This is a genomic window from Saprospira grandis (genome assembly GCF_027594745.1).
Classification (GTDB): domain Bacteria; phylum Bacteroidota; class Bacteroidia; order Chitinophagales; family Saprospiraceae; genus Saprospira; species Saprospira grandis.
The window spans coordinates 3488000-3507399 of sequence record NZ_CP110854.1; the positions used below are offsets into that span (position 1 = coordinate 3488000).

Here is a 19400-nt window from a genome sequence, read left to right on the forward strand (position 1 = left end):
CCTATGAAAACCTTATCTCGCTTAATTGTACTGCTGCTTTTGTTGAGCAGTTCCAGCCAATTGTGGTCTCAGGAAGTGGACCATAGCTATAAGCCCTTGAAATTGAATTTGAATGAAGACGGCAGCAAATACATTCGTTTTATCACTTGGCATCAGGTCTGGGGAACGGCCCAGATGAACAGTCAGGACCAACTGTCGGTAGATTTAATGCTGCGTCGTTCTCGGTTTTTGGCCTATGCGCAGGTATCTCCTCGTTTTTTGATTTTGACGCATTTTGGATTGAACAGCCTAACGGCCTCGGGGCTGCATCCTGTGGGCCAATCGACCAAAAGCAGCTTATTTATGCATGACGCCTGGGCCGAGTACAAGGTCTATAAGGATTATCTATCGATGGGGGCCGGCCTACACTATTGGAACGGAATTTCTCGCTTGAGCAACCAGAGTACTTTGAACATGCTCACGATAGATGCGCCTCGTTTCAATTGGCCCACGATTGGGACGACAGACCAATTTGCTCGGCATTTGGGCGTTTATGCCAAAGGAAAAATTGACCGTTTGGATTACCGTTTGGCGGTCAATCAGGCTTTGGTCAATAACTTGGACCAAGGCATTGCGCCAGATACCGCCCAAGCGACCTACCTCAATGATGGGGGCTATGTCTATGCGGGTTATTTGAACTACCAATTTTTAGATAAAGAGTCGAACAAACTGCCTTATATGGTAGGGACCTACCTAGGCAAAAAGAAGGTCTTTAATGTTGGGGCGGGCTTCAATTTGCACCCCAAGGGCAGCAGCAGTTTAGATCTGCAAGGCGACACGGTTTCTCATAATGTCTCTCTTTTTGGTGTAGATGCCTTTTATGATGCTCCGCTAGGAGAGGGCAAGGGGGCGATTACGGCCTATGGGGTCTATTATCGCTACAATTTTGGACCAAATTACCGCCTAACGGGCAGCAGTGATGTAATTGGAACCGGAAATATTGTCTATCTACAGACCGGTTATCTCTTGCCTGAATTTACCGATTTAGGTCGACTACAATTTTACTTGGCGGGCTCTTATCGCCAACTCGAAGCCTTTGAAGAGGCGGCCAATGGGCTGACCATTGGCGCCAACTGGTTTATGCAGGGGCATCATGCAAAAATATCATTAGAATATCAATCCAATAAAGCAGCAGCTACGGGCTCCGAGCGCAAAGGCTTGGTCCGTATGCAGGCTGCCGTATTCCTCTAACCCTTAAATATTTAACTCTTATGGAAGAGAACAACTTGCAAAATAAAGAGGCCCATAACAAAAAAATGCAGGCCTATTGGCGCGAGAATTTGCGCTACCTACTCATTCTTTTAGTGATTTGGTTCTTGGTCTCTTTTGGGGCTGGAATTCTATTCGCTCCCAGTCTAGATAGCATCCGATTAGGGGGCTTCAAACTAGGGTTTTGGTTTGCCCAGCAGGGCGCTATCTATGCCTTTGTGGTTTTGGTTTTTGTCTATGTTTGGTTGATGAATCGCCTAGACAAAAAGTATGGACTAGACAAATAAATTACTGCCTTAAAATCTTAGAACAATGATGAATTATCTATTTGCTGGCTTGCCACTTTTATCGGTGCAAAGCTGGACCTATATCTTAGTTGGGCTGACTTTTAGCCTCTATATTTTTATCGCTATTTGGTCAAGAGCTTCTTCTACCAAAGACTTCTATGTTGCTGGTGGAGGGGTTTCGCCCCTAACCAATGGGGCGGCCACGGCTGCCGACTGGATGTCTGCCGCTTCCTTTATCTCTATGGCTGGACTGATTTCCTTTATGGGCTATGATGGTGGGGTGTACCTCATGGGCTGGACCGGTGGGTATGTCCTTTTGGCCCTGACCATTGCGCCCTATCTGCGTAAGTTCGGTAAGTTTACGGTGCCCGATTTTATCGGAGATCGCTATTACTCTGGTACCGCTCGTTTGGTGGCTGTTTTGGCCGCTATTATTGTCTCTTTTACTTATGTAGCTGGACAAATGCGTGGGGTAGGAGTGGTCTTCTCTCGCTTTCTAGAAACCTCTATCGAATGGGGGGTAGTGATCGGGATGCTGATCGTATTTTTCTATGCCGTTTTGGGCGGTATGAAAGGAATTACCTACACCCAGGTGGCCCAATACTGCGTTTTGATTTTTGCCTTTATGGTGCCCGCTATCTTTATTGCGATTCAGATGACTGGAACGCCTATTCCCCAGCTTGGCTTTGGCGGAACCCTAGAAGATGGCACTTTTCTCTTAGATAAATTAGATAGCCTGCATCGAGACCTCGGTTTTCATGAGTATACCTCGGGCAAAAAGAGTATGATTGATGTCTTTGCCATTACTTGTGCCCTTATGGTGGGGACGGCTGGACTCCCTCACGTAATTGTGCGCTTCTTTACGGTTCCCGATGTGCGCTCGGCTCGCCTTTCTGGCGGTTATGCACTGATCCTAATTGCTATTCTATACACTACGGCTCCTGCTATTGCGGCTTTTGCTCGCACCAATCTCTTGCAAACGGTCTATAATGAAGAAACCAAAGAGCATGTAGAGTACAAAGCCATGCCCGACTGGTTCAAGAAGTGGGAAGAAACGGGCCTAGTCGCTTGGTCAGATAAAAACAATGATGGCCGCATTCAGTATGTGGCTGGTCCCGCTATCAAAGGCAAAACGCCTACTTTTGCCGAAGACAATGGCGCCAATGGCGAACGTCTGGTGACCAACCCCGATGAGTCGAGCAAAAATGAACTCTATATCGACCGTGATATTATGGTGTTGGCCAACCCTGAAATTGCCGAGCTCCCCAACTGGGTGATTGCTTTGGTTGCTGCAGGGGGACTAGCCGCCGCCCTTTCTACGGCTGCAGGTCTACTACTCGTCATTTCAACTTCTATTGCGCACGATTTGCTCAAAATGCAGCTCATGCCCAACATTTCTGAAAAAGGAGAGCTTTTGGCTGCTCGAATTAGCGCCGCTTTTGCGGTGGTCGTTGCCGGTTATTTCGGGATCAATCCTCCCGGCTTTGTGGCGGCCGTTGTGGCCCTCGCCTTTGGTCTGGCTGCGGCCTCCTTCTTCCCCGCTATCATTCTGGGGATTTTCTACAAACGGATGAACAAAGAAGGCGCAATTGCTGGAATGGTCGTCGGTTTGAGCCTTATGCTTTTCTATATGCTCAACTACAAATTTAATATGTTTGGCCCCACTACTGCCGATGATTGGTGGTTTGGCATCTCGCCCGAAGGCTTCGGAACAGTCGCTATGGTCGTCAACTTTGTAGTCTCTATCGTGATTTGCCAGTTTACGCCGGCTCCCCCTCTAGAGGTGCAGCAAATTGTAGAAGAGATTCGCATTCCTTCTGGAGCTGGAGAAGCACAAGATCACTAATACTAAGGATTTGGGGCCTCCGCCTCGCTGCGCTCCTCGGCGCTACGTTTCGGGGCTCGCTGTTCGCTCGGCCCTTCGCTGCCTAAAGGCAGCTTGGTCTGGCCTTCGGCCACCCCTACACATCGCTAGGCCTGCGGGGGCTTCGCCCCCTGCAAAACCCCAAAAAAAGGGGACCAAAAAGTTCTTATTCTGTTTAGTAGGTTTGTAAGGAGAATAAAGTAGTGGAGACTACTTTATTTCTCCTTTTTTTTCGGTCTCCAACTATTTATGGCCAATAAATCTTTTCCCTAAAATTATATAGGTATCTAATTTTTTATATATTGGGAAAAATGATTTTAACCTATGCAAAAGCAGCGATTGATTAGTTGGTTTGGCTGTTGTTGTTTGCTCTTCAGTTATCCTATTGTCAAGAGTTTCAATCAGTCAACTTTGGTGTTTGGAGTGCTACCGCTCTTCTACGCCTATGTGCTTTGTTTGTGGCTGCTCTTATTGCTAGGTTTATATTGGATCTTAAAGCAAGAAGACGAAACCACTAAATGAGCGCAGCCCAACTTGCCATTCCAGTGGCTCTAGCCTATCTGGCTTTGTTGTTTGTGCTGGCCTATTGGGCCAACCGAAGAGCAGAGAAGGGGCAGAGCTGGACCGATAATCCCTTGGCCTATAGCCTGTCCTTAGCTGTATTTTGTACAGCCTGGACCTTCTACGGCAGTGTGGGTAAGGCGAGTAGCAGTGGGCCCGTTTTCTTAACGACTTATTTGGGACCGCTTTTGCTTTCGCCTGTTTGGTATTTGCTTTTGCGCCAAATGGTTCGAGTATCCAAAAAACAAAGAATAAGTTCTATTGCCGATTTTATTTCGGCCCGTTACGGAAAAAGCGGTTTTCTGGGTGGTTTGGTCGCCTTTATTGCCTTTGCTTGCGTGGTCCCTTATATCTCGCTACAGCTAAAAGCGATTACCGTTAGCCTAAATACCTTAATTGGCTATGATCCGGCTACCACAGACTTTAGCCAGATGACCATTTTGGGTGATACGGCTTTTTTTATTGCAATTATTCTAGCCATTTTCATCATCTTTTTTGGTACGCAAAATCTAGATAGCAGTAAACGCCGAGATGGGCTCATGGCGGTCATCGTCTTTGAGTCGGTCTTTAAGTTAGTGACCTTTTTGGCCCTTGGCTTTTATGTAGCTTATGGGCTGTACGATGGACCAGGAAGTATTTTTCAGGCAGCACTGGAAAAAGAGGAGTTAAGGCCTTTACTCAGCATGCAGGGAAATGATAATTTGGGCTATTGGGATTGGTCTTGGTTTATCCTCATTTCTATGTCGGCCATTTTGTTTCTGCCTCGGCAGTTTCAGGTGGCGGTAGTAGAAAATAGCCATGAGCAACACCTCAAAATGGCCAGTTGGTTTTTTCCGCTCTATTTGTTGCTGATTAACCTTTTTGTGCCAATAATCGCTATTGCTGGCCGGCTCTATTTTGAGGGCCAAGCCTATGATGCCGATTCTTTTGTGCTGAGTCTGCCTTTGGCAGAGGGCCAAGATGCCTTGGCTTTGCTCTCTTTTTTGGGGGGCTTGGCCGCCGCTACTGGGATGATTATTATTGCTACTTTGGCCCTTTCTACTATGGTCACAAGCAATTTGCTGATTCCTATATTGATTCGGACCAAAGCCATTGATTTGAATAAGGCGCAGCAGCTGAGTAGCAGCATTGTCTTTGCTCGAAGAGCAGCCGTGGCCTTTACCATTCTTTGGGCCTATATCTACTTTAAGATTATTGCTAATGCAAGGCCTTTGGTCGATACGGGTTGGGTTTCTTTTGTGGGCATTGCGCAGTTGGCGCCAGCTATGTTGGGCGGACTCTTTTGGCGGTCGGCCACAAAAGCCGGGGCCAAGGCGGGTATTTTAGCCGGCTTTATTGTTTGGGGAGCTATGCTTCCGCTGCCAGCACTTTGGCCCGATTGGGCTGCTTTGCTTGCCGATAGCGAACAGCATCCGGTGCCTAGAGCCGCTTTTTGGAGCTTGCTGACTAACCTCATTTTTTATGTGGGCGTTTCGCTCAGAAGTAAACCTTCTGCTTTGGAGCTGACGCAGGCGGCCCTCTTTATTGATGATGAGGACCATTCGCCTTTTGCCGAGCCCGAAGAAGATGACCACAGCCAAATTCTCAACCACGATATTGTGGCCCTTTTGAGCCGCTTTATGAGTGAACAGGCCCTAGAGTGGGCCGAACAGTTCTTTGAAGAAAAAGGAAAGTCTTATCTCCCGATGAGCTTAGCCAATAATCAATTTATTCAGGCGGCAGAAAATACCTTGGGGGGCGTGCTAGGCACGGCTTCTGCTCGGGCCATCTTTGCCAGTATGGTCAAGCAAAAGCCCATTGGCCAAAAGCAACTCTTTAAGATGTTGCAGGAAACCGAGGCCCTTTTGCGCTATACCCGAGAAATCGAAAGTAAATCGGCCATTTTGCAGCGCACCCAAGCCGAACTCCAACAGGCCAATGAGCAGCTCAAAGAATTGGCCCAGATGAAAGACGATTTTGTGAGTACGGTAACGCATGAACTGCGCACCCCGCTTACCTCTATCCAATCGCTGAGTCAGATCCTAAAAGAGCGCAAAGACAGCTTGCCCGCCGAACGGCAGGCGCAGTTTCTGGCCGTTATCTTTAAGGAAAGCCAGCGGCTAGGCCGCCTAATTGATGAAGTTTTGGATTTTCAGCGCCTAGAGCAACGCAAAATGAGCTTTAGCTATTCCCGCTTTTTGGTCCAAGAACTCCTAGCCGATGTCTTACTGATCTTGGAAGAGTCTATGGAGCAAAATGGGGTGACCGTAGAAAATAAACTCCAAAGCCTTCGGCCCAACTATATTGTTGAGGCCGATTATGACCGATTAAAACAGGTCCTGATCAACCTCATCTCGAATGCCATTAAGTTTAAGCAGGCTGGCCGGCCTTTGCGCATACAAATTGATGCCGAAAAAAATGGGAAAGAGCTCATCTTTTCGGTCTCTGATAATGGCATTGGGATTCCCAACGAGCTGCACCAATCTATCTTTGAGCAGTTTAAACAAGGGCAAATGCCCAGCCGCGACAAGCCCAAGGGCAGCGGCCTAGGCCTAGCCATCTGTAAGCAAATTATTGAGCAGCACCGAGGCCATATCTGGCTGAGTAGCCAGCCCAATTTTGGCTCTACCTTTTATTTCTCCATACCGCTAACAACAAAAAAATGAACGCTAAAATCTTAATTGTCGATGATGAGAGCAGCATCCGCCTAGCCCTAGAGTTTCTGATGCAGGACCAAGGCTATACGGTAGCTACTGCCGCCAATGGCCAAGAAGGCCTAGCCAAAGTAGCCGAATTTGGTCCCCAACTCATCATTCTAGATGTTATGATGCCCATTATGGACGGACTAGAAATGGCCAAGGAAATGCGAACGCAGGGATTGTCGCCCGATACCGTTATCCTTTTCCTGACCGCCAAGGGCCAAGAACAAGACCGATTGGCTGGTTATGCCCATGGTGGCGATGCCTATTTGGCCAAACCCTTTGATAACCAAGAGCTGGTTGAACTGATTGCAGAAATGCTAGAAGATTAAGCAGCCCTTGCGACCTACAGGCGGCTTAGCCGCCGCAAGCGAGCGAAGCGAAGCGGCTGAGGGATGGATAGCAGTGGCGCGCAGCGCCAGACCGAGCAAAATGAGCGAAGCGAAATTTTGCGAAGGGCCGAGCAGCCCTGCGAGCTGCGACACAGCCCGACCCGCCCGCAGGGCGGGGCAGCCCCAAAAAAATATAAATTTCACATACCTGACAAAATAGTTTCTAATATGGAACACCAAATCAACAGCTGGGAAGAATACGAAAAAGTATATGCAGAAAGCGTAGCCAATCCAGAGGCTTTTTGGGCCAATGTAGCCGAAAGTTTTTCATGGAAAAAGAAATGGGATAATGTCCTTTCTTGGAATTTTGATGGCCCCGATGTCAAATGGTTTGAGGGCGCCGAATTGAATATTACGGAAAACTGCCTAGACCGTCATTTGGCCGAAAGAGGCGATCAGACGGCGATTATTTGGGAGCCCAACGGACCCAAAACTCCTGAAATTCGCTTGACTTATAAGGAGTTGCATGCCAAGGTTTGCCAGATGGCCAATGTGCTCAAGTCTTATGGCGTAGTGAAGGGCGACCGAGTTTGTTTGTACATGCCGATGATTCCAGAACTGGCTATTGCGACCTTGGCTTGTGCCCGTATTGGGGCCATTCACTCGGTGGTTTTTGCTGGTTTTTCGGCCAATGCTTTAGCCGACCGCATCAATGATGCGCAGGCCAAGGTAGTGCTTACTGCCGATGGTTCTTTGCGTGGGGCCAAAGTGATTCCCCTAAAAGATATTGCCGATGAGGCGCTCAGTCATTGTCCTTGCGTAGAAACCGTTTTGGTGGCTAAGCGCAGCGATAAGTTTTGCCATATGCAAGCGGGCCGAGATGTTTGGTTGGAAGAGGCGATGAATGCTGCGAGCACCGACTGTCCCGCCGAAACGATGAGCGCAGAAGATATGCTCTTCATTCTCTATACTTCGGGCTCTACGGGTAAGCCCAAAGGGGTGGTGCACACTACTGCGGGCTATATGGTTTATGCCTATTATAGCTTTGTGAACGTTTTTCAGTATCAGCAGAATGACATCTACTGGTGTACGGCTGATATTGGCTGGATTACGGGCCACACTTACATTGTTTATGGGCCTTTGTTGGCTGGTGCTACTACGGTGATGTTTGAGGGCGTGCCTACTTGGCCCGATGCGGGTCGTTTTTGGGCCATTTGCGATAAATATCAAGTAAATCAGTTCTACACAGCCCCCACGGCCATCCGCGCTTTGATGGCCAAAGGCCTAGAATATGTAGCGCCTTACCGTCTGAACTCGCTCAAGGTTTTGGGTTCTGTTGGCGAGCCCATCAATGAAGAGGCTTGGCAGTGGTACAATAAGTATATTGGTAAGAGCCAATGCCCTATTGTAGATACTTGGTGGCAAACGGAAACCGGCGGGATTATGATTTCGCCTTTGCCCAATATTACGCCTCTTAAGCCCACCTATGCTACTCGTCCCTTGCCGGGTATTCAGCCTTGTTTGCTCGATGCAGAGGGCAATGAATTGACAGAAAATAATGTAGAGGGTTTGTTGGCGGTTAAGTTTCCCTGGCCCTCAATGTTGCGCACGACTTATGGCGATCACGACCGCTGCAAACAGGTCTATTTCTCGATGTTTAAGGACAAATATTTTACGGGAGATGGCGCCAAACGCGATGCCGATGGCAATTATCGGATCATTGGCCGGGTAGATGACGTAATCAATGTTTCGGGCCACCGTTTGGGCACCGCCGAGCTCGAAAATGTGATCAATGAGCATGATATTATCGTAGAATCGGCTGTAGTAGGCTATCCGCACGAAATTAAGGGTCAAGGCATTTTTGCCTTTGTGATTGTTCAGGAAGAATGCAGCCAAGAGGCTCTAGAGGCCGAGCTCAAAGAACTTATCAATACCGAAATTGGTCCTATTGCCAAACCCGACCGCATTCAGGTGGTTTCGGGCCTTCCAAAAACCCGCTCGGGTAAAATTATGCGACGTATTCTTCGCAAAATCGCTAGCGGAGACGTGAGCAACCTAGGAGATACCTCCACTTTACTTGATCCCTCTGTGGTGGAGGAAATCAAGGAGGCCGTTTTGGGCCAAGCCTAAAGTAGTTTTTTAGTCCCTTATTGGGTAGTTGTAGCGCCATGTAGCCAAGATGCTGCATGGCTTTTTTAATTATTTTTTGGGGCCTGCCGCCTTCGGCGGCCGGGCCCTTGCAGGGCTCGCAGGTCTGCTCGGCCCTGCGGGCTTCGCCCTTGGTCTGCCGCTTCGCGGCCCCCTTTCAGGCCCCTAGGCCGACGGGCCTTCGGCCCTATTTACTGTGGGTTGAAACCCACAGCAAGAATGGTATTGCTTCGCAATGATCGCTAAATGAGGGTTGAAACCCTCATGAAATTAACTTATCGGCCATCCTTTGATAAAAATTTCGTGTTAAATAGAGTATGCAGACTTTGATGGGCTGTTTTGCAGTGAGCAGGCGGCGCAGGCTGAGGGGCTGTAGCAGGGCCGCCGAAGGCGGCAGACCAAAGCGCTGAAAGCGCTGCAGGGCCGAGCGAGCAGCGAGCTGCGCAATGGCCCGACCCAAGGCCGAAGGCCACAGGGGCAGCCCCCAAAAAGAAGAATTGTAACCATTAACATTTTTATCCTTATAATAAGGTATAGAATAATTCATCCCCTCCTAAACGCTAAGCTATGCGAAATTTACTTTCCCTCAGTTTGTTTTTCTTTTTGCCTGTTTTGCTTTTTGCGCAGGACAAATACCAGCTTTTTTACGCTCCCAATGCCTATAGCTTGACCGCAAAACAGCAGGCCGATTTGAGCAAAATATTGCAGGCGCGCCCCTTATCGGTGCTGAAAATCCAGCCCTTTACCGATGATTTGGGAAGCGATATAGAGAATGAGGTTTTGGCCGAGAATCGGGCAAAAACCATTATTCAGTTTGTACAAAAACAGGGCTTCGAGCAACTCCAATTTGAGCAATTGCCCTATGAACGTCAGCCTTTGGATGCGCAATTGCCTGTCGCCGAAGCTCGGCAGCAGTTGCGCCGCATCGACCTCTATTTTTATAATGCAGAGGAATTTGAGGAGGTCAAAAATAAGGATGTCTGGACCTCTTTTTACAGCAAGCAACGCAAAGAAGCGCAGCAGTTGTTTAGCTTTTCGGCCCAAAAAGGAAAGTTTATTCAAGGTAAGAATGGTATCCAAATTGACATTCCAGAAAATAGTTTTTTGGGGCCAGATGGCCGCCCTTATCAGGGGCAGGTCAGTCTAGTTTTGCAAGAGGCCCTAAGCATGAAAGACATGATTTTGCAAAACCTGAGCACCACCTCCAATGGAGAGTTGATTGAAACTGGGGGGATGGTTTATTTGGCCGCCAAGGGCGAAAATGGCGAGGAATTGAGTCTGGCCGAGGGCAAAGACCTGACCGTTGGTTTTCCGGGAGCCGCCGCCGCCTTGCCAGGCATGCAAATTTTTCAGGGCCCCAATACTGCCGATCCGCATGCGGAGATCAACTGGCAGCCCGTTGGGAATCCTTTGGAGCTTTTTGTAGAAGAAAAACTGGACAGCACAATGAGCTTTAGCAAGGATTATTTTGGCTATAAGGAAGAATTGCTGTACTTGCTCAAGGAGCCCTTTTTGGCCAAGGAGAAAAAAGAAGTCCCCAAATCCTTTAAGCTAAGGAGTCCTCGACTAAAAGTGGAGCGCACTTTTGTTGCCTTTGAGGAGTACTTGGCCCAAAAATATCCACAAAAAGCAGGAGAGACCGAAGCGAGCTACCAGCGTCGAATCAGAAAAAAGAAGATCAAGCTGCGCAAGAAGTATAATAATAAAAAGCGCAGCTGGCGAAATAAATATAGAGCCTATCAAAAGGATAGCAGCCGCTATACCAGAGCCCGTAGCCGCTACGAAAAAGAGCAAAAGGCCTATAATGAGTTTTTGAACAGAGAACATCAGGAGGCCCAGGAATTCCTAGCTTATTTGGAGGCTCTTAGCCATGAGCATTTACATGAGCTGCTAGATAGTTGTCTCCAAGAAATCCGAAGGAGCTACAACCCAAAAAGATATAATCAGGCAGGAAGCACAGTAGGTGGTTTTATGGAGTTGCTGCCTTTTTATGAGTATGATGCGCTGGGCGATTTTAAATTAGAAATAGAGAAGACCAAAGAACTCAATCCCGAGTTCAGTTACAAGAAAATTGATGCCTATGAAGAGGCTTTTAATCGTGCACTCGGTTTGTTTGAGAAACAGCTAGAACAGCAAAAAAACAACTGGGCCAAGCCGTTGAAAGATGAAAAAAAACAGGAATATTGGGACTGGCCCAAGGATATAGCGCAAGAAGAAATTCGCCTAAAATTAGCCGCTTTACTTAAGGATGAACGAGGCGGATTTACGCCCTTGGGTCAGAAAAAATATGCGGAAATCAAAAAAATGTTTTGGGCCAAAAAGGAGTATGTCAGCTATAAACAATGGAAGACCAAAGCTTATAGCAACTGTATTTTGAATATGCAGAAGATTGAAGCCGAGCAGCAAAAGGCCAGTAAAGTCTGCAAAAATGTAGATAGTCTAGCCGCTGAGGTTTTGGCTAAAAAAGAGCGCTATGGTTTATTGCAAAAAGAGGAGAAATCAAGAGAAGTAGTGAGGCAAATGAAGATTTCTAATCTTGGCTGGATCAACTGCGACCGATTTTTTATGGAAAAGGGCGCAAAAATGGATTTGATCTTGGCCTCGGCCTCTAGGCATGCACAATACTTCCTAATATTTAAAAATATCAACGGAATTATGAGGGCCAATGGTCGGGCTACCTTTAAAAATGTCCCAGAGAACTATGAGGCTAAACTGATTGGCATTAAGCAGTTTGGCGACCAAATAGAATTTATGGAGGTGGAAGATAAAGTGCTTGAATTAGACGAAAAATATTTCCCTTTTCAAAAAGTGAGCGAAAAAGAATTAGCGGCCAAATTGGAGGCCCTCTAAAGTTTTAGCCATCCCTAGGGATGGCTTTTTTTGGGGGCTGTCTCCAAAAAAACTGTAACAAATTGCAGCTTCACTCACTATATCTTAGAGAAACATCATCTTATAGCTAAAACAGTGAGCCTATGCCCTATCTACTCAGTTTCAGTTTATTTTTCTTTTTGCCTGTTTTGCTTTTAGCGCAGGACAAATACCAGCTTTTTTATGCCCCCAATGCCTATAGCTTGACCGCAAAACAGCAGGCCGATTTGAGCAAAATATTGCAGGCGCGCCCCTTATCGGTGCTGAAAATCCAGCCCTTTACCGATGATTTGGGAAGCGATCTAGACAATGAAGTTTTGGCCGAGAATCGGGCAAAAACCATTATTCAGTTTGTACAAAAACAGGGCTTTGAGCAACTCCAATTTGAGCAATTGCCCTATGAGCGTCAGCCTTTGGATGCCAGCTTGCCTGTCGCCGAAGCTCGGCAGCAGTTGCGCCGCATCGACCTCTATTTTTATAATGCAGAGGAATTTGAGGAGGTCAAAAACAAGGATGTCTGGACCTCTTTTTATGCCGAGCAGCGCAAAAAAGCGCAGCAGTTGTTTAGCTTTTCGGCCCAAAAAGGAAAGTTTATTCAGGGCAAGGAGGGGATCCAAATTGACATTCCAGCCAATAGCTTTTTGGGGCCAGATGGCCGCCCTTATCAGGGGCAGGTCAGTCTAGTTTTGCAAGAGGCCCTAAGCATGAAAGACATGATTTTGCAAAACCTGAGCACCACCTCCAATGGAGAATTGATTGAAACTGGGGGGATGATTTACTTGGCCGCCAAGGGAGAAAATGGCGAGGAACTGAGTCTGGCCGAGGGCAAAGACTTGACCGTTGGTTTTCCGGGGGCAGCCGCCGCCCTGCCCGGCATGCAAATTTTTCAGGGCCCCAATACCGCCAACCCCCACAACGATATCAATTGGCAGGCTACGGGCAGCCAGCGGATTGGAACTGAAGAGCTGGAAAGACAGAGCCGAATAGCCCCCCTAGATAGTGACTATTTTCTGGCCCAAAAAAAGCTTTTGTATTTGCTCAATGAGCCGATCTTGAGTTTGTTTAAGCGTAAACCTTTAAAGCCGTTCAAGCAGTCTTCGCCTCGCTTTAAGGGGGAGCGGGGTTTTATGGAATTTGAGGAGTACTTGGCCCAAAAATATCCACAAAAAGCAGGAGAAACCGAAGAGAGCTACCAGCGTCGAATCAGAAAAAAGAAGATCAAGCTGCGCAAGCAGTACAATAATAAAAAGCGCAACTGGCGAAAAAAATATAGAGCCTATCAAAGGGATAGCAGCCGCTACGATGAGGCCCGCAGCAGCTATGAGGCCGCCCAGAAAGTTTATCAGGAATTTTTAGACAAGGAGCATCAGGAAGCTAAGGAACTTTTGGCTTATTTAGAGGTCTTCAGCCATGAGCGATTGGCCCTCCTTATGGCTATGCATAAAGAGCGTTTGTATGCGGTTTTTGATATATATGATTATGGTCGATATAGTTCTACTTTGGGGGGCTTTCAGGAGGTTCTACCGGTCTATCAGGCCGATAAAGCAGGCGATTTTACCCTAGAAATTGCCGCTACCAATGAACTTCTCCCTGAGTTGCCAGGCGATGTCTACGAAAAATCTATGCTTGGCTATATTGGCTTTTTGAATAAATATTATGAGAAGGAAAAGAAGAATTGGGCCAAAAATATTGCAAAAGGAGAGGCGAACCCCCTTCTGATCTGGAAAAAAGATGAAGCGCTAGAGGCTATAAAAATTAAACTGGCCCAGCTCCTCAAGGAAGAGGCTGATGGCTTTAGCCCCCGCGGATATAAACGATACTTCAAGCTGAAACGGCAGCTACAGAAGAAAAAAAAGAAGGATAGATACAATTTGCGAAATGAGACCTATAGCGATTACATACTGTATAGTCAGGCTGCTGAAAAGGAGCAGCAAAAGGTTGCTCAACTCTGCCCCCGAATAGATAGTCTAGCCGCCGAAGTTTTGGCCAAAAAAGAGCGCTATGGCCTATTGCAAAAAGAAGAAGCGCGCAGAAAAATATTGAGCCAAATGAAGGTTTCTGGCCTCGGCTGGATCAATTGCGATCGCTTTTCGGCTAAGAACGGCATGATGAATCTGACTGTCGCCCAGGCCTCTAGCAATACGCAGTACTTTTTGGTCTTTAAAAATATCAACGGAATTCTGCGGGCCGATAATCAGGCAAGATTCAGAAATGTGCCCAAAAGTTATTTTGCCAAATTGATCGGTATCAAGCAGTTGGGCGACCGCATACAGTTTATGGAGCTCAGCGCTGAGGTAAAGGAAATGAACCGCATGCAGCAGTCTTTTGAGGACCTTAGTCAAGAAGAATTAGCCGCCAAATTAGAGGCCCTTTAAGATTTTATTTTTTTGGGGCTGTCCCGCCCTGCGGGCGGGTCGCTACGCTGCGGGGCTCGCAGTTCTGCTCGGCCCTGCAGCCGCCTTTGGCGGCTTTGGTCTGGCCTGCGGCCACCCGCTCCGCATCGCTCATCCGCTCCTCTTTTTTTCTTGGGCTTAGGCGGGCGGCTTCGGCCCGCTTGGGCAACAAAAGTTGGCCTTTTCTTGGCCCTATTGCCAGTTTTTTAATAGCTTTAGCGCTCATAAAAAAAACAAAGATGAACTATCTAGTATTTGATTTGGAGATGACGGGCACCGAGCCTGGCTGGCATGAGATTGTACAAATTGGGGCCGCCATTTATGATGAAAATTGGGAGAAAAAAAGTACCTTTTTAACCAATGTCTATCCCGAAAATGAGGAGAGCTTTTCGCTACCTGCCCTAGAAGTACATGGCCTAACCCTAGACATTCTAGAGGAGGCCCCTATGCTACATGAGGCCATAGAAGCTTTTGAAAACTGGGCCGTAACTACTGTTTTGGGCCACAAAAAATGGAAGGAACATCAAAAGCCGGGGGCACTCAAGCGCCTAGTGGTCTGTGGACAAAGTGTGCATTACGATATCAACTTTTTGCGTTTTGCCTATATGGACCTCAAGCAGCCTTATCCCTTCTCCTTCAAAACCATTGATTTATATCAGCAAGCCTATTTCTTGTTTCGTTTACTTCGAGAAAACGGACAGCCTACTTCTAAGGGCCTTAGCCTAGGCGCCCTATCCGAGTATTTTGGTTTGCAAAGAGAAGGCGATATGCACAACGCCCTAGAAGATGCAGAATTGACCGCAGCCTGTTTGAAGGAAGTCTTTAACTATTTGCCCAAATTTAAGTACGATCCAGCTTAAAGAACTGGAAAATCTGATCGATAATAAATTGCTGTTCTTGAGCTTGGAGCTCAAAAAAGAGGGGGAGCCGTAGCAGGCGGTCGGCATAGCGCTGGGCCTGCGGCAGTTTTCGGCCATCGTGTTTTGGTCCATAAAACGGACTAGCATGTAGGGGAAGATAATGAAAAACAGCATGAACGCCAACGGCTCTGAGCGCTTGTATCAGGGCCGTTCTTTCGTCTAGGCTACTACAAATAAGGTAAAAGAGATGGGCGTTATTGCTGCTGTGTTCTGGAATATTAGGTAGTTCGATTAGGCCTTTTTGGGCCAAAGGGAGTAGGGCTTCAAAGTAGCGGTTCCAGCGTTCTTTGCGGGCATTTTGGATCTGGTCGAGCTCTTCCAATTGGGCAAAAAGGAAGGCCGCCACGGTTTCGGAGGGCAAAAAAGAAGAGCCGAGGTCCACCCAGCCGTATTTATCGACCTCTCCCCGAAAAAAGGCGGCTCGGTTGGTGCCTTTTTCCCAGATAATTTCGGCTCTTTGGGCTAGTTTTGGGTCGTTGATGGCCAGCAGGCCGCCTTCTCCAGCAATAATATTTTTGGTTTCATGAAAAGAGAAGCAGGCCAATTGCCCAAAGCTACCGAGGGGCTGCCCCTGATAATAGCCATCAATGGCTTGGGCGGCATCTTCGACTAGGGCAATTTGGTACTTTTGGCAGAGGTCCATAATTTCTTGCATGGGGCAGGCCATGCCGGCATAATGGACCAGCACCAGCGCTTTGGTCTTCTCGTTAATCAGAGGCAAAATGGCCTGGGGATCGAGATTGGGGTGTTGGGCCTGAGAATCGACAAAGCGGATAATGGCCCCACGGAGCACAAAGGCGTTGGCGGTAGATACAAAGGTGTAGGAAGGCATAATGACCTCATCGCCGGGCTGGATATTGAGGAGTAGGGCGGACATTTCGAGGGCATCGGTGCAGGAGGTGGTCAGTAGGCATTTGTGGAAGCCATAGCGGTTTTCAAAAAAGCTTTGGCAGGCCTTAGTAAATTGACCATTTCCAGATAATTGGCCCGATTGGACCGCTTGATAGAGATAGTGGGCTTCTTTACCGGTGAGGTAGGGCTTATTAAAGGGTATTTGCATTTTGGCGAGAGATTAAGAGCAGGGATGGAATTGGCCCAGCGCTGCGCAGCGGTGGCCGCAGGCCAGACCGAAGCCCGAAGGGCTGAAGGGCCGAGCAGACCTGCGAGCCGCGGAGCATAGCGGCGGCCAGCAAAGCTGGCCGCGGGCCCCAAATAATAAAACTCAAGATAAAAAAAGGGCTGACCAAAAATGGCCAGCCCACAGACTATTCACAAAATCAAACTATCCTTATTTGGTCTCGAAGAGGAGGGATTTGGCTTTACGCACCTTAGCGGCATGTTGCAAACCGTCTTCTTCGTGGCGGTAGCCAAGGGTCGCGATCACGGAAGTGGTCCAGCCCTCTAGGCCCAAAATCTCATCAAATTGGGCGGCATCGAAGCCTTCCATGGGGCAGGCATCCACCTTGAGTTCGGCAGCGGCGGCCAGCAGATTGCCCAGGGCAATATAGGTTTGCTTGGCCATCCAGTTTTTGGCACCTTCTTCGGTTTGCTTTAAGAGAGCGCCCTTCATAAAGTCGCTATAATCGTTGAGTACAGCGGGATCGAGGCCGCGAGTATCGGCAGTAAGTTGGACAAACTCCTCGATATGTTCGGCGGTAAGTGTAGTGGGCGTGGTGAAAACGAAGAGCTGAGAAGCGTCTACGATTTGGCTTTGGCCCCAGGCTGCGGCTTGGAGTTTTTTGCGTAGTTCGGGATCTTGGACATCAATAATTTTGTACAACTGTAGACCATAAGAAGAGGCAGACAGCTGGATGGCCGTTTTGATTTCTTCTAGGGTTTCGGCAGCAATTTTTTTGCTCGCATCAAATTTTTTGGTGGCATAGCGCCATTTCAGATTTTCGACTAAAGACATCTTGTTATTTTTTAAGGAGGTAGAATATATTAGTGCATTGGGACCTCCATGAGGAGGATTTTGGCTTCTTTTGTGGCTTGGAGTTCCAGCTTTTGGGTATTCCAAACGCCAAGGCCATCTCGGCGATCTAAAACTGTTGTGCCGGCCTTAATTTGCCCTTCGAGAACAAAAATATAGAGGCCATTTTCGGCTCGTTTAAAGTTGTATGTTTGTTGGTGGCCAGCCTCCCAATGGCCTAGATGAAACCAGGCATCTTGATGCACCCAGACACCCTCATCATTTGGGGAGGGTGAGAGGACCTGTAGGAGGTTATTCTTCATTTTTGCCCGATCCAGCTTGATCTGGTCGTAGCGGGGGCTAACATTTTTCTTATTGGGCAGCAGCCAAATTTGTAGAAAGCGGACCTCTTGGTCGAGCTTTTTATTTTTTTCGGAATGGAAAACGCCTGTGCCGGCAGACATCACTTGGAGGTCGCCTTCTTGGATCAGGGCAACATTTCCCATACTATCTTGATGCTCAAGGTCGCCAGAGAGGGGAATCGAGATGATTTCCATATTGTCATGAGGGTGGCGGCCAAAGCCTCGGGCGGCGGCTACTTTATCGTCATTTAGCACTCTGAGTGCGCCAAATCCCATGCGTTCGGGGTTATAGTAATTGGCAAAACTAAAACTGTGGTAGGTATCGAGCCAGCCGTGGTTGGCATGTCCGCGGCTATTCGCTTTATGCAAAACGGTTTTCATTTTTCCTATTTTTTGCTGTTGGCCAGCATCTGCCGGAAGGTGATTAAACCCTAGCTGTTCTGGCCCCTTTGGCTCAGATTGGCCCATTTTGGGGGCAGCAAAGAGCCCCAAACTGCCCAATCCTAATGCTTTTAAAAATTGTTTTCGTTTCATCTGCTGCTAATTTAATGTATATACATCAATTGTAATAACAATCTTGCAAAAAAGTTGAGGAGAGGCTTCATTTTTTTTAAAATTATTTGAGGGAGGGTATTATTTTGGGGCCCGCGGCCGGCTCGGCTTCGCCTTGCTCGGCCGCCGCTATGCTGCGGGGCTCACAGGTCTGTTCGGCCCTTCAGGCTACACTTCGTTTCGCCTTCGGTCTGGCCTGCGGCCACCCCTGCGCAGCGCTGGGCCGCTCAGCGGTCTTTTTTCTTTTGGGCTGTTTTCTTTGGCGGTTTGGGCGGTTTTGGGTCTATGGGCTAAAGCCCTTGGTTGCTATAAATCAGTATTTGAGAATTAGTTATGGGCTGATGGTTTCAACCATCGGCCCATTTTATTGCGTTTAGTGTGGCCGCTTTGGTTGCTGTAGGTTTCAACCTACAGGTATATATATCCATCCTATAGGCGGCGAAGCCGCCGCAGGCCTAGGGGCCTGAAAGGGTGGCCGCAGGCCAGACCGAAGCCCGAAGGGCTGAAGGGCCGAGCAGACCTGCGAGCCCTGCAAGGGCCCGGCCGCCGCAGGCGGCAGGCCCCAAAAAAAACTAGTTCTTAAAAAGAAAGTCTAATGAAATGGATCTTATTATTGCTGCTTAGCCTTTTTAGGGGAGCTGGATGTTTTGCTGTAGCTGATCAAATTGATGAAAATCAAGTTAGATGTTTAAAACGAAAAATAGTAAATATATTGATAAATTAAAGAGGTCTCAAAGTGCATTTATTGATTTACAGAAGGATCTTTTTTGGGTTGATGGGAGGCCAAGTTTTTTAATTAAAATAATAAATATACTTGTTGCCAAAGGGGATTTAGAAGCATTGTATTTTTTTAAGTCAAAGATTTCACTAAAAATTCTAAATAATGTCCAGAGTAAAAATCAAAAGGAGTGTACTCTTCTGCAAAAAGCATGTTTCTATGCGGTGAAAGAGAATGATAATTGTGGGCTGCGATTGAAAATTGTTCAAGTCCTTCTGGAAGAAGGTTTGTCTAAAGTGAGTATAAAATGCACAGACCCTATTGTAATCGCAGCTTCTCATCGCAACATTGAATTGTTGGATATTTTAGTGAAATTTGGATTAGACTTAAACAAGCTTTGGAGGCCGTCGATTTGGTTTAGGGTGTCACCAAAAATTTTAAAGCATTTAGAAGAAAATAGTTCTAATGTTCCTCAAGAGGTGGTAGACTATTTAAGAGAGCTAGCTGATGATTTAGAAAAATGATCAGGCTAGTAGATGGTTTTATTTAAACACTCAATA

Annotated in this window: 15 protein-coding genes; 11 read left to right on the forward strand and 4 right to left on the reverse strand. The window is 47.4% G+C overall.

The genetic code is table 11. The features are described 5' to 3' along the window. Positions 1-3 precede the first annotated feature (3 nt). From OP864_RS13745 to acs, 7 genes are all read left to right on the forward strand, one after another. Entirely contained in the window at positions 4-1230 is a 1227-nt protein-coding gene (locus OP864_RS13745; protein WP_270098728.1) for a porin, read from the forward strand. Positions 1231-1250: 20 nt separating this feature from the next. Beyond that, entirely contained in the window at positions 1251-1535 is a 285-nt protein-coding gene (locus tag OP864_RS13750) for a DUF4212 domain-containing protein (protein WP_270098729.1), read from the forward strand. Between the two features lie 25 nt (positions 1536-1560). Continuing rightward, positions 1561-3381: a sodium:solute symporter family protein gene (locus tag OP864_RS13755; protein ID WP_270098730.1), complete on the forward strand. Its 1821-nt coding sequence runs from the start codon at positions 1561-1563 to the stop codon at positions 3379-3381. Positions 3382-3723: 342 nt separating this feature from the next. Continuing rightward, on the forward strand, positions 3724-3921 hold the full coding sequence (locus OP864_RS13760; RefSeq protein WP_270098731.1) for a hypothetical protein: 198 nt from the start codon (positions 3724-3726) through the stop codon (positions 3919-3921). Then, the gene (locus OP864_RS13765) at positions 3918-6605 is read left to right on the forward strand and encodes a sensor histidine kinase (RefSeq protein WP_270098732.1); all 2688 of its coding nucleotides are present in this window, start codon (positions 3918-3920) and stop codon (positions 6603-6605) included. Before OP864_RS13760 ends, OP864_RS13765 begins: the two co-directional genes overlap by 4 nt. Then, the gene (locus tag OP864_RS13770) at positions 6602-6970 is read left to right on the forward strand and encodes a response regulator transcription factor (RefSeq protein WP_270098733.1); all 369 of its coding nucleotides are present in this window, start codon (positions 6602-6604) and stop codon (positions 6968-6970) included. Before OP864_RS13765 ends, OP864_RS13770 begins: the two co-directional genes overlap by 4 nt. A 228-nt stretch (positions 6971-7198) precedes the next feature. Next, a complete protein-coding gene (gene acs / locus OP864_RS13775) occupies positions 7199-9100 on the forward strand; it encodes an acetate--CoA ligase (protein WP_270098734.1) in 1902 nt (633 codons plus the stop codon). A gap of 280 nt (positions 9101-9380) precedes the next feature. On the opposite strand, the gene OP864_RS13780 is transcribed toward acs, so the two are convergent. After that, complete coding sequence (locus tag OP864_RS13780; protein WP_270098735.1) at positions 9381-9665, reverse strand: hypothetical protein; 285 nt, start codon at positions 9663-9665, stop codon at positions 9381-9383. Positions 9666-9685: 20 nt separating this feature from the next. Between OP864_RS13780 and OP864_RS13785 the strand changes: the two genes are divergently transcribed. The 3 genes from OP864_RS13785 to OP864_RS13795 all read left to right on the forward strand — a co-directional run bounded on the left by OP864_RS13785 (position 9686) and on the right by OP864_RS13795 (position 15239). Then, positions 9686-11968: an OmpA family protein gene (locus OP864_RS13785; RefSeq protein ID WP_270098736.1), complete on the forward strand. Its 2283-nt coding sequence runs from the start codon at positions 9686-9688 to the stop codon at positions 11966-11968. 122 nt (positions 11969-12090) lie between these two features. Beyond that, complete coding sequence (locus tag OP864_RS13790; protein ID WP_270098737.1) at positions 12091-14361, forward strand: OmpA family protein; 2271 nt, start codon at positions 12091-12093, stop codon at positions 14359-14361. A 257-nt stretch (positions 14362-14618) separates the two neighbouring features. Beyond that, the gene (locus tag OP864_RS13795) at positions 14619-15239 is read left to right on the forward strand and encodes a 3'-5' exonuclease (RefSeq protein ID WP_270098738.1); all 621 of its coding nucleotides are present in this window, start codon (positions 14619-14621) and stop codon (positions 15237-15239) included. Here OP864_RS13795 and rffA read toward each other — a convergent pair. The 3 genes from rffA to OP864_RS13810 all read right to left on the reverse strand — a co-directional run bounded on the left by rffA (position 15220) and on the right by OP864_RS13810 (position 17951). Then, positions 15220-16359, reverse strand: a complete 1140-nt coding sequence (rffA, locus tag OP864_RS13800; RefSeq protein WP_270098739.1) for a dTDP-4-amino-4,6-dideoxygalactose transaminase — start codon at positions 16357-16359, stop codon at positions 15220-15222. The genes OP864_RS13795 and rffA overlap by 20 nt on opposite strands. A 228-nt stretch (positions 16360-16587) precedes the next feature. Beyond that, the gene (locus tag OP864_RS13805; protein WP_270098740.1) at positions 16588-17211 is read right to left on the reverse strand and encodes an NAD(P)H-dependent oxidoreductase; all 624 of its coding nucleotides are present in this window, start codon (positions 17209-17211) and stop codon (positions 16588-16590) included. A gap of 29 nt (positions 17212-17240) precedes the next feature. After that, on the reverse strand, positions 17241-17951 hold the full coding sequence (locus OP864_RS13810) for a pirin family protein (protein WP_489886455.1): 711 nt from the start codon (positions 17949-17951) through the stop codon (positions 17241-17243). Positions 17952-18806: 855 nt separating this feature from the next. Between OP864_RS13810 and OP864_RS13815 the strand changes: the two genes are divergently transcribed. Next, entirely contained in the window at positions 18807-19364 is a 558-nt protein-coding gene (locus OP864_RS13815; protein ID WP_270098742.1) for an ankyrin repeat domain-containing protein, read from the forward strand. Positions 19365-19400: the final 36 nt, after the last annotated feature.

Bases quoted from the DNA above. Each gene is read 5' to 3' on its own strand.
- OP864_RS13810 (WP_489886455.1), bottom strand. From the start codon at position 17,951: ATGAAAACCGTTTTGCATAAAGCGAATAGCCGCGGACATGCCAACCAC.
- rffA (WP_270098739.1), bottom strand. From the start codon at position 16,359: ATGCAAATACCCTTTAATAAGCCCTACCTCACCGGTAAAGAAGCCCAC.
- OP864_RS13790 (WP_270098737.1), top strand. From the start codon at position 12,091: ATGCCCTATCTACTCAGTTTCAGTTTATTTTTCTTTTTGCCTGTTTTG.
- OP864_RS13805 (WP_270098740.1), bottom strand. From the start codon at position 17,211: ATGTCTTTAGTCGAAAATCTGAAATGGCGCTATGCCACCAAAAAATTT.
- OP864_RS13770 (WP_270098733.1), top strand. From the start codon at position 6,602: ATGAACGCTAAAATCTTAATTGTCGATGATGAGAGCAGCATCCGCCTA.
- OP864_RS13745 (WP_270098728.1), top strand. From the start codon at position 4: ATGAAAACCTTATCTCGCTTAATTGTACTGCTGCTTTTGTTGAGCAGT.
- OP864_RS13795 (WP_270098738.1), top strand. From the start codon at position 14,619: ATGAACTATCTAGTATTTGATTTGGAGATGACGGGCACCGAGCCTGGC.
- OP864_RS13765 (WP_270098732.1), top strand. From the start codon at position 3,918: ATGAGCGCAGCCCAACTTGCCATTCCAGTGGCTCTAGCCTATCTGGCT.
- OP864_RS13750 (WP_270098729.1), top strand. From the start codon at position 1,251: ATGGAAGAGAACAACTTGCAAAATAAAGAGGCCCATAACAAAAAAATG.
- OP864_RS13785 (WP_270098736.1), top strand. From the start codon at position 9,686: ATGCGAAATTTACTTTCCCTCAGTTTGTTTTTCTTTTTGCCTGTTTTG.
- acs (WP_270098734.1), top strand. From the start codon at position 7,199: ATGGAACACCAAATCAACAGCTGGGAAGAATACGAAAAAGTATATGCA.
- OP864_RS13815 (WP_270098742.1), top strand. From the start codon at position 18,807: ATGTTTAAAACGAAAAATAGTAAATATATTGATAAATTAAAGAGGTCT.
- OP864_RS13760 (WP_270098731.1), top strand. From the start codon at position 3,724: ATGCAAAAGCAGCGATTGATTAGTTGGTTTGGCTGTTGTTGTTTGCTC.
- OP864_RS13755 (WP_270098730.1), top strand. From the start codon at position 1,561: ATGATGAATTATCTATTTGCTGGCTTGCCACTTTTATCGGTGCAAAGC.
- OP864_RS13780 (WP_270098735.1), bottom strand. From the start codon at position 9,665: ATGAATTATTCTATACCTTATTATAAGGATAAAAATGTTAATGGTTAC.